Source organism: Streptomyces sp. NPDC007095 (assembly GCF_040634475.1).
In the GTDB taxonomy this organism is placed as follows: Bacteria; Actinomycetota; Actinomycetes; order Streptomycetales; family Streptomycetaceae; genus Streptomyces.
This window is the reverse complement of sequence record NZ_JBEYFS010000336.1, coordinates 1-9,126: the sequence shown is the minus strand read 5'-3', so window position 1 is coordinate 9,126 and position 9,126 is coordinate 1. Positions and strand designations below refer to the sequence as shown.

General features: G+C 73.3%; 10 protein-coding genes. 4 read left to right on the top strand and 6 right to left on the bottom strand.

Annotated elements, in window-relative coordinates:
* The coding region (locus ABZ656_RS53700; RefSeq protein ID WP_360279429.1) for a condensation domain-containing protein at positions 1 to 1,152 on the top strand (1,152 nt) is incomplete at its 5' end.
* A 58-nt stretch (positions 1,153 to 1,210) separates the two neighbouring features.
* On the opposite strand, the gene ABZ656_RS53695 is transcribed toward ABZ656_RS53700, so the two are convergent.
* The 5 genes from ABZ656_RS53695 to ABZ656_RS53675 all read right to left on the bottom strand — a co-directional run bounded on the left by ABZ656_RS53695 (position 1,211) and on the right by ABZ656_RS53675 (position 5,158).
* A complete protein-coding gene (locus ABZ656_RS53695; RefSeq protein WP_101403483.1) occupies positions 1,211 to 2,089 on the bottom strand; it encodes an ABC transporter substrate-binding protein in 879 nt (292 codons plus the stop codon).
* A gap of 108 nt (positions 2,090 to 2,197) precedes the next feature.
* Entirely contained in the window at positions 2,198 to 2,962 is a 765-nt protein-coding gene (locus ABZ656_RS53690) for an SDR family oxidoreductase (RefSeq protein WP_360279426.1), read from the bottom strand.
* Positions 2,959 to 3,639: a TetR/AcrR family transcriptional regulator gene (locus tag ABZ656_RS53685; protein WP_360279423.1), complete on the bottom strand. Its 681-nt coding sequence runs from the start codon at positions 3,637 to 3,639 to the stop codon at positions 2,959 to 2,961. The genes ABZ656_RS53690 and ABZ656_RS53685 overlap by 4 nt, the downstream gene beginning before the upstream one ends.
* Before the next feature lie 124 nt (positions 3,640 to 3,763).
* Positions 3,764 to 4,540: a hypothetical protein gene (locus ABZ656_RS53680; protein ID WP_360279420.1), complete on the bottom strand. Its 777-nt coding sequence runs from the start codon at positions 4,538 to 4,540 to the stop codon at positions 3,764 to 3,766.
* A 480-nt stretch (positions 4,541 to 5,020) separates the two neighbouring features.
* The gene (locus ABZ656_RS53675; protein ID WP_159055364.1) at positions 5,021 to 5,158 is read right to left on the bottom strand and encodes a hypothetical protein; all 138 of its coding nucleotides are present in this window, start codon (positions 5,156 to 5,158) and stop codon (positions 5,021 to 5,023) included.
* A 154-nt stretch (positions 5,159 to 5,312) separates the two neighbouring features.
* Between ABZ656_RS53675 and ABZ656_RS53670 the strand changes: the two genes are divergently transcribed.
* On the top strand, positions 5,313 to 6,506 hold the full coding sequence (locus ABZ656_RS53670) for an RNA-guided endonuclease TnpB family protein (RefSeq protein WP_360279416.1): 1,194 nt from the start codon (positions 5,313 to 5,315) through the stop codon (positions 6,504 to 6,506).
* A 240-nt stretch (positions 6,507 to 6,746) separates the two neighbouring features.
* Positions 6,747 to 7,208: a DUF2871 domain-containing protein gene (locus ABZ656_RS53665; RefSeq protein WP_101403479.1), complete on the top strand. Its 462-nt coding sequence runs from the start codon at positions 6,747 to 6,749 to the stop codon at positions 7,206 to 7,208.
* Between the two features lie 187 nt (positions 7,209 to 7,395).
* Here the strand turns inward: ABZ656_RS53665 and ABZ656_RS53660 are convergent, their stop codons facing one another.
* A complete protein-coding gene (locus tag ABZ656_RS53660; RefSeq protein ID WP_360279413.1) occupies positions 7,396 to 8,001 on the bottom strand; it encodes a TetR/AcrR family transcriptional regulator in 606 nt (201 codons plus the stop codon).
* A 239-nt stretch (positions 8,002 to 8,240) separates the two neighbouring features.
* Between ABZ656_RS53660 and ABZ656_RS53655 the strand changes: the two genes are divergently transcribed.
* Positions 8,241 to 9,126, top strand: an 886-nt coding sequence (locus ABZ656_RS53655; protein WP_360279410.1) for a condensation domain-containing protein, incomplete at its 3' end; no start/stop codon positions are given.

Below are 9,126 nucleotides of genomic sequence, written 5' to 3'. Positions count from 1 at the left end.
CGGCCGGCCGCCGCCACCGGGCCCGCCGGGGCACTCGACGGGGCACTCGACGGGGAGGGCAGCGCCGTCCTGCCGTTGCGGCTGCGCGGGGCGCTGAGCGTAGGGGCGCTGGAGGAGGCGCTGGGAGATGTGGGGCGCCGTCACGGGGCGCTGCGCAACAGCCGGCTGGGCTCGGCCGGCACCCGGCTGCGCGCCCTGGCCGCCGAGGACCACCTGCTGGAGCTCACTCTCCCGGCCGACCTGGTCGACCTGTGGTCGCACACCCCGCTGGCCGCCGAACTCGCCCTGGCCTACCGGGCACGGGCCGCGGGCCGGCCGCCGCGCTGGCAGGGCCCGGTGCCCGAGGCGGCGCCCCGGGCGAGGGCCGGCGACCTGGCGCCCACCGTGCCGCCGGGCAGCCGGCCCGCCCCGGCCGACGCCCGCGTCGGCCGCCTCGCCCTCGACTGGGACGCCGGCCTGCACCAGCGGCTGGCCCGGCTGGCCGCCACGCAGGGCGCCACCCTGTTCATGGTGGTGCACGCCGCGCTCGCGGCCCTGCTCACCCGGCTCGGCGCGGGCCCCGCCATCACCGTGGCCGCGCCGGTGCCGGCCCGTGACAGCGCCGCCCTGCGCCGGGCCGTGGGCCCCTACGGGCGGGTGCTGGCCCTGTCCGTGGACACCTCCGGCGACCCGGCCTTCACCACGCTGCTGCGCCGGGTGCGCGCCGCGGACCTCGCCGCCTACCGCACCGGCGCCGCCGCGCTGGCCCGGCCCGGCGGCATCGCGCTGAGCGTCCTGGCGGACAGCGGCGAGGCGTACGAGGCGGCCGGGCTCAGCGTGCGGGCGGCCCCGCCGCTGCTCCCGCTGCGGGCCGCGGCCCTCGGCCTGATCCTGACCGAACGGCACACACCGGCCGGCGCGCCCGCGGGCATCGCCGTCACCACCGCCTACCAGTACGACGCCGTCGGCGAGACGGCCGCCGCCCATCTGACCGGGCAGCTGACCGCCCTGCTCGGGGCCGCCCTTGACGCCCCCTCCGCCGCGCTGAGCCGGCTGGGCGGCGGGACCAGGCCGCCGCTCGCCCCGGCCGGGACCGGGCACGGGGAGCACGCCGTCCCCTCCCCCGCCCGCCGGCCCGCGCCCGCGGCGGTGCCGATGCCGGTGGCCGGGTGAGCCCGGCAGCTCTCCGGCCTGTGGTTTCGGGGTGGGCAGCGCCGGTGTCACCGGGCTCCTAGGGTGCGGTGGCTGCGGTGCGGTAGAACTCGGCCGCGGTGACGGTGGCGGGGACGCCGAGTTCGGTGGCGACCGCGGTGATCGCGTCGGCGCCGACGGCGCGGTCGGCCTGGCCGCCGGTGGTGAAATACGGCGCGATGAACGTCTCGTAGTGGGCTCGGACTTCGTCCGCGGTGTGCCGGCCGAGGAACGTCTGCATGTGCCGCACCGTGGTGTCGGGTTCGTCGTGGATGACCCGCAGGGCGCGCCGGTGGGCCCGTACGACGGCCTGGACCGCGGGGTCGTCCGGGTCGGTGTAGGTGGGGTCGACGGCCACGCCCACGGTGGGGATCCGGAAGTGGTCGCCGACCCAGGCCAGCACCTGCCAGCCGTGCTCGGCGGCTATCGCCTCCGGTGCCATGGTGCTGCCCACCAGGGCGGCGTCGATACTGCCGTCGTGCAGCCGGCGCAGATCCATGCCGTAGTCGCCGGGCGGGCGGACGACGGTGCGGATGTCGCGGTCCGGGTCGAGGCCGGCCCGGCGCAGCACGATCCGGGTGAAGCACCCGGGTGCGGTGCGGGGGGCGTGTACCGCCAGCCGCCGGCCGGCCAGGTCGGCCAGGGAGGCCAGGCCGGGGCGGGCGAGGAACCAGAACAGCGGGCGGGTGGTGTTGACCTGGAGTGCGACCCAGGGGGTGCCGTCGGTCAGCCGGGACAGCAGTGCCCGGCCGAGCCCGATGGTGGCGCCGCGGCGCAGCCGCTCCTCGTCCCAGGAGCAGCCGTCGCGCAGCGCGACGTGGACGCCCTCGTCGGCGTAGTAGCCCTGCTGGTCGGCGATGTAGGCGACCAGTTCCTCGTGCAGGCCCCGCCCGACGTAGGCGAGATCGATCGTGTGCATGAACGTGTCCCTTGATCGTGTCGCCGCCCTGCGCCCGCGCGTGCCGCGGGCCCGGCCGCCGGCCGGGACGGGCCGGTATGGGCCCCGTGTGCGCGGGGCAGCGGGGCGTCAGTCCATGGACATCCCGCCGTTGACCGCGGCCGTGGTGCCGGTCATGAAGGCGTTGTCCTCGCCGGCGTAGAAGGCGACCGCCTGGGCGACGTCGCCCGGGTGTGCCAGGCGGCCCAGGGGGGTGGCGGCCACCTGCCGCTGCTTGTGCTCGTTGTCGAACACATCCGTCATGCGGGCCATGCGGGTGTCCTCCACCGGGCCGGGCGCGACGACGTTGACCGTGATGCCCTGCGGGCCCAGTTCCTGGGCGAGGTAGCGGGCGAACTGCTCCAGTGCGGCCTTGGAGGTGCCCAGCGCGATCATGTGGTCCCGGGGCCGGCGGCTGAGGCCGGTGCCGATGTAGATGATGCGTCCCCAGCCCTGTTCGGTCATGGCGGGCAGGACGGCTTTGGTGACCGCGAACGCCGCATGCATCTCGGCGTCGAGCTTGCCGCCCAGTTCTTCCCACGTCATGTCCTGGAAGGACTTGACCGCATACGGGATGAGCGCGTTGTGCACGAGCACGCCGATGCCGCCCCATGCCGCCTGGACCTGCCCGACCATGCTCTCGACCGCCGCCGCCTCGCGCACGTCGGCCTGCACAGCCATGGCCTGACCGCCCGCGGCCTCGATGCCGGCCACGATCTCCCCGGCCGCCGTACTGCTGCGGAGGTAGTTGACCACCACGCGCATCCCCCGGGCGGCCAGAAGGCGTGCGGTGGCCGCACCGATTCCGCTGCTGCCCCCTGTCACCAAGGCCACCCTGCCGCTTGTCCCGGTCATGGGCCCACCTCCTGCTCCTCGTCGCGGGCCCTCGGCATGACCGCGCGGAGTTGTTGACCGTCAGTGCCGGAGTGTGCCGGGCGGATCGCCCCGTAGAGCACGGTGTCGACGCTCGCCCGCAGCAGATCGGCCGCGGTCCAGCCGAGTTCGCGCGGCAGCTGCGAGGTGAGCAGCCGCTCCAGCGCGCCGCGGGTGATCTCACTCAGCAGCTCGGGCGGCGCCGACAGCAGTCCCCGCCGGTGCCCGTCCCTGAACAGCTCGTCGAGCCGCCGGTAGACCACCGCGTCCACACGCTGCTCCACGTACCGGCGCAGCACCGCATCGCCCCGCCCCACCGCGAGCTGAGCCGCGCCGATCCGCCTGAGCTCACTGCCCGCCGCGAGCAGAAACCGCTGGACCCGCACACCGAACGGCTGCCCTTCCGTGCCCTCGGCCGCCGCCACCAGCGTGCGCTCCACCGCCGCGAACTGCCGGTCCAGCACCGCGGCCAGCAGGCTGCGCTTGCCCGGGAAATGACGGTAGATCGTCTTTTTGCTCATCCCGAGCTCACGGGCGAGATCGTCCATGCTCACCCGCACGGAACCCGGCGCGAAGAACAGCCGGCCGGCCGCCTCCACGATCACGTCGGCACGCTGCCCGCCACGCTCGGAAACTCCGGAAACTGATTCGGTTTCCACAGTTTCCAGGATGACTCTGCGTCTTTACGCTGTCAAAGCGCGCCTTTCGGACACGGGGGGGGGGAGCCGGAGCGCGGGGCGGCGCACACCTCATGCGACGACCGTGTCCGTCTCGTGCCGCCCGTCAGCGCGTGGGGAGCTGGTCGTAGGTTCTGAAGGTGTAGGTCGCGTCGTACGTCATCAGATTGCCGCTCGGCGCCGGGAGCCCGAGCCGCCGGTTGAGCGGTCCGGTCATCGGCCCGCAGTCTTCAGCGGCAGGAGCGGCGAAGGTGTCGTCGTACGCCGAGAACCTGATCAGCGGCGGGTTCGTGGAGATCCACTGCGAAGGGCCCGATCGCTTCAGCCGAAAGTCGACCGGTGCACCGGCGCCGATGGTGCAGCCGTGTGGCAGCCGCGGGCTCATCAGCCTGAGTCGCAGGCTGAACTGCCCGGTGTAGAAGTCGGATCGGCCGCCGTACTCCGGCTGGATCGCCAGCCTCAGCCGCCGCGCGCGTTCGCCTTGCGTCATACCGGACACGCCGCCCGGAACGGCGGTCGGCGCACTGTGCATCGCACCCCACACCTGCCCGTCGGCGCCGTCCGGGAGCGGACCCTCGGCGTGCGTCATGGTGATCGGAGCGAGAGCCACGGTGACCTTGCCCACCGTCAACCGCGGTGCGGCAGTGTGCACTTCGCATCTCCAGCGGGCCGGGTCGACCCCGGCGGGGAGGGCCGGGCAGTCGCTGAAATCAGCCGCGGGCCGCGCGACGGCAGCCGTATCGGCGGGGGCAGGCGGCTCGGCGTACGCGAAGCTCGGCGTGTACGCCCCCGCAAGCCCCGTCAGGGCGACGACACCCGCGAAGGAGACCGCGGCGCGGCGGGCGAGAGGGAAGCGGGGCTGATCGGCAGTGGTGTTCGGCATGGTCATCAGCCTGCTGTCCACCGCCCGCCGACCACCATCGGTGACACCCCTGCCCGCACCCTGAGCCGACCCTGGCGCCTTGTCAGGGTGCGGCCCCGGACGGAGAGCAGCCGGAATCCGCGGACGCGGAGGTCTCCACGGCGGCCGGGCAGCACCACGACTGCCCCGTACTCCTCACCTCACTTGATCCGGCTCTCGAGCGAGTGGGGAAGGAGGGCCTGAACACGCTGGCGTCCAGCGGCGCCTGCGCCGGCAGCGACGTACAGATGGTGCGGCCCATTGCATTCGTTTCTCCGGTGCGTGGGCCGCGCCGCTGGGGCACCGGCTCGCTGGGGTGTCCGTCCCGCCGGCCGCCGTACCGGTCAGGGCGTGTCCGTGACCTTCCCTCAGCACGACGGCAGGGAGGGGAGGACGACGTTCAGGCCCCGGGACGCCGACGGCAGCGGGACGCCGGCCCGCCGCAGGCGCTGCAGCGGTGTGTCATACGGCCTCTTCCGGATCCTTGGGGGACGGCGGGGTGACGGGTCCGGGTGTGACCTGTGCGCTCGCCGCGCCCGCGGCGGCCAGGAAGAGTCCGGTGACCGCGGCGACGGCCGCGACCGTACGGGAGTGCCTCATCTGATCCCTCCATGGATACTCCGCCCTTCAGGGTGGAGAGGAAACGGACTCCTGCGGAGCAGGGCAGGGAAAGACGATCCGCCGCGAGGACGGATCGTCGTTCGCGGCCAACTACCCGCAGATAGCCACTAGTTGATGCGACAGTTTGTGAGCTGTGGGCACGCACGTGAAGCGGGCGTATCGGTACCGCTTCTGTCCGACGGATGCGCAGGCGGCGGAGCTGTCGCGCACGTTCGGGTGCGTGCGGAAGGTCTACAACATGGCGCTCGCCGCGCGCACGGAGGCGTGGGTGACCCGTCAGGAGCGGGTCAGCTACCACCAGACGTCGGCGATGCTGACGGCGTGGAAGAAGACCGGGGAGCTGGCCTACCTGAACGAGGTGTCCTCGGTCCCCCTCCAGCAGACGCTGCGGCACCTGCAGACGGCGTTCACCCATTTCTTCGGCAGGCGGGCGAAGTACCCGCGGTTCACGTCGCGGAAGAAGTCGCGCAGGAGTGCGGAGTACACCACCAGCGCGTTCCGCTTCCGCGACGGAGCGCTGACACCGGCGAAGATGGCCGAGCCGCTGGCCGTCGTGTGGTCGCGCCCGCTGCCCGAGGGAGCGAAGCCGTCCACCGTGACGGTCTCGCAGGACAGCGCGGGACGCTGGTTCGTCTCCCTGCTGTGCGACGACCTCGGCATCAAGCCACTCCCCGCGAACGTGAATGCGGTCGGCATCGACGCCGGGCTGGACCATCTCCTGACCCTCTCGACCGGAGAGAAGATCACCAACCCCCGGCACGAGCGCCGTGACCGTGCTGCTCTGGCCAGGCAGCAGCGTCGTCTTGCGAAGAAGGAGAAGGGCTCGGCGAACCGGGCCAGGGCCCGGCGCAAAGTCGCGAAGATCCACGCCCGGATCACCGACCGCCGCCGCAACGGCCTGCACAAGATCACCACTCGGCTCGTCCGTGAAGACCAAACGATCGTGATCGAGGACCTGACCGTACGCAACATGGTCAAAAACCACCGGCTCGCCCGCGCCATCAGCGACGCGGCGTGGAGCGAGTTCCGCAGCATGCTGGAGTACAAAGCCCAGTGGTACGGCCGCGCGGTGATCGCCGTGGACCGGTGGTTCCCCTCCTCCAGGCTGTGCTCCGCCTGCAACACCCTGCAGGACAAGATGCCGCTGAACGTCCGCACCTGGACGTGCGCCTGCGGCATGACCCACGACCGCGACGTGAACGCGGCGCACAACCTTCTGGCCGCCGGGCTGGCGGTGACAGTCTGTGGAGCTGGCGTAAGACCTCAACGGAGCACTCCGGACGGGCAGTCGGCAACGAAACAGAAACCCTCACGGCGCGAGCCGTAAGAATCCCCCTCCTTCAGGAAGGGCAGAAGTCAAGCGGGTTGCCTTTCGTCTGCGTGGGCCTTGCGTGGACGAACTCGACGCCCCAGCCTGGCCCGGGGCGTCGCAGAGGCCCTCGAGGCCTGCTCGAGAGTGGCTCGAACGATCTCCCGAATCGGGCGAAGCGTTCGTTCCGGAGTGCTTCAATGGCCCCCGGCAGAGCCTGAATTGACCAGCACTGACCGGCAGGGAGCGAGCACGGGGATGCGGAAGTCGTACTACGCGGCACACGTCTACATGATCCTGGGAGTGGTCTCCGGGCTGTATTACCGGGAGTTCACCAAAGCCAACGATTTCACCGGCGACACCCAGCTGGCGCTCATGCACACCCATCTGCTCGCGCTGGGCATGCTGGGTTTCCTCATCATCCTCGCCCTGGACAAGCAGTTCGCCCTGTCCGGGACGAAACTGTTCACGTACTTCTTCTGGTTCTACAACGCGGGCATCGCGATCACCGTCGCCATGATGTTCGTCCACGGCACCGAGACCGTGCTCGGCGACCATGTCCCCGAGGCGGTGCCACTGACCGCGGGCCTCGGGCACACCCTGCTCACGGTGGGACTCATCCTGCTGTTCGTGCTGCTCGGCAAGCGGCTGAACGAGTCCGCCGGGGCGGGCCCCGCCGAGCCGGAGCAGGAGAAGGAGACGGCCAAGAGCCCCGTCTGAGAGCCCCGCCCGACCGCCCGGTACCGACAGTCCGGTCCGAACCGGCTGCGGCCCCGACGCATCCGGCCCGTCCCGGCGGACGCAGGGGCCGCTGCCCCAGGCCGGGCGGGCCGGGTCGCTGTTCGGGGCCGGACGGACCGGTCCCGCCGGGTCCGGTCCCGCCGGGTCCGGGTCAGACGGGTCCGGGTCAGACGGGCTGGGCCGCCGGGCCCAGCAGCGCGTCGGTGAGGGCGGCCAGCCGCTGCCGCGCCGGATCCGGGCGCAGGCGGCCCGCCCGGGTGAGGGCGGCCAGGCCGTGCCAGGCGCTCCACAGGACCTCCGCGAGCAGCCCGCCGTCGCGGCCGGCCGCGACGGGCTCGACGGCCTGCCTGATCTCGGCGAGGACGTCCGTGAGCGGCGCCGGCGTGCCGGCCGCCCCGGTGGTGTCCTCGCCGGTGTCCTCGCCCGGGTCGAGGGTGAGCATGGCCTCGTAGAGGACCGGTCCGCGCTCGGCGAAGTCGGCGTAGGCGCGGGCGACCGCGCCCAGTGCCTCCTGCGGGTCACCGGCTTCCTCGCGGGCGGTGCGCAGCGCGGCGGCGAGTTCGGCGAAGCCTTCCAGGGCGACCGCGTGGACGATGGCGTCCTTGTTCTTGAAGTGCTGGTAGAGCACCGGCTGGCTGTATTCGATGCGGTCCGCCAGGCGCCGTGTGGTGACGTAGTCCCAGCCTTCGGACTCGGCCATCTCACGGGCTGTGGTGAGGATCAGCCGGTGGCGTTGGGCCTGCTCGCGAAGGCGTCGCTCTCGGGGCGTCATGAACGAACTTTAGCACTTTCGGCGAAAATCCAGCTGTCAGTGATAGAGTCCCTGCCTTTGATATCAGCTGCTGCGTCGGAGGGGGCGGCGGCGCCGCGCCGTGCGACGGGGACGGCCCGGCGCGGGGCGGGACGACGGCCCGGCGCGGGGCGGGACGACCTGTGCGGGGCGGGTTCGAGCGGTCTTCTAGGCACGGGCGCCAGGATCGGGGCACGACTGCCCACAGAGAGGGCCACCCCATGCTGACCCCGACTCCCCTGGAGGAGCTGCTCGACCTGGCCGCGGACGTCATCGGCTGCGACCGGCGCACCCTGCCGGCCGGGGCCGCGGGTTCCCCCTTCATCACGCTGGGCGGCGGCCTCACGCAGGCCGTGCGGCTGCAGGCGCGCGCCGGCCGGCAGCTGGGCCTGGCCGTGGACCTGGCGCATCTGCTGGGTCCCGCCCCGCTGGCGGACGTACTGGCCCGGGCCGTGCCCGTCCCGGCCGCGGCGCCCGGACCGCCCGCGGGCGCGGTGCGGGCGTTGCTGCCCGGGCAGTGGGCGGCGCTCGCCGCCGAGCGGGAGGCGGGTGCCGGTGCGGTGTGCCAGGTGCTCAGTGCCGAGCTGGCCGGGCCGCTCGACGCGGGCGCGCTGCGCCGCGTACTCGCCGCTCTCGGTGCGCGGCACGAGGGCCTGCGGACCGTGTTCGCGGATGCGCCGCACGGCCCGGTGCGGCGGGTTCTCGCCGCCTGCACCCCGCCGCTGGTCACTCTGGAGGCGGCGGGAGCGGGCGGGGCCGGGGACCCGGTGGCGGCGGTGCACGGGTATCTGGCCGCGCGGGCGCGGCAGTTGGTCGGCCGGCCGGGCCGGCCGCCGCTGGCCTTCGCCCTGAGCCGTCTGGCCGGGGATGCGCATCTGCTGTCGTTCGTGTACCACGAGGCGGTGGCCGACAGCTGGTCGGCCGCGCTGCTGTGGCAGGAACTGCTCGCCGACTACGACCGTGCCGTGCACCGGCGCCCGCTGGTGCGGGCGGTGCGTCCCGGGCCGGACGCGGCGGGGCGCGCCGCGGTGGCTGCCCGGCCGGGCGGGCTGCGGGCGCCGGCGGCCGCGCGGGCCGGGCGGCTGCGTGGCTTTCCCGCCGCCGTGG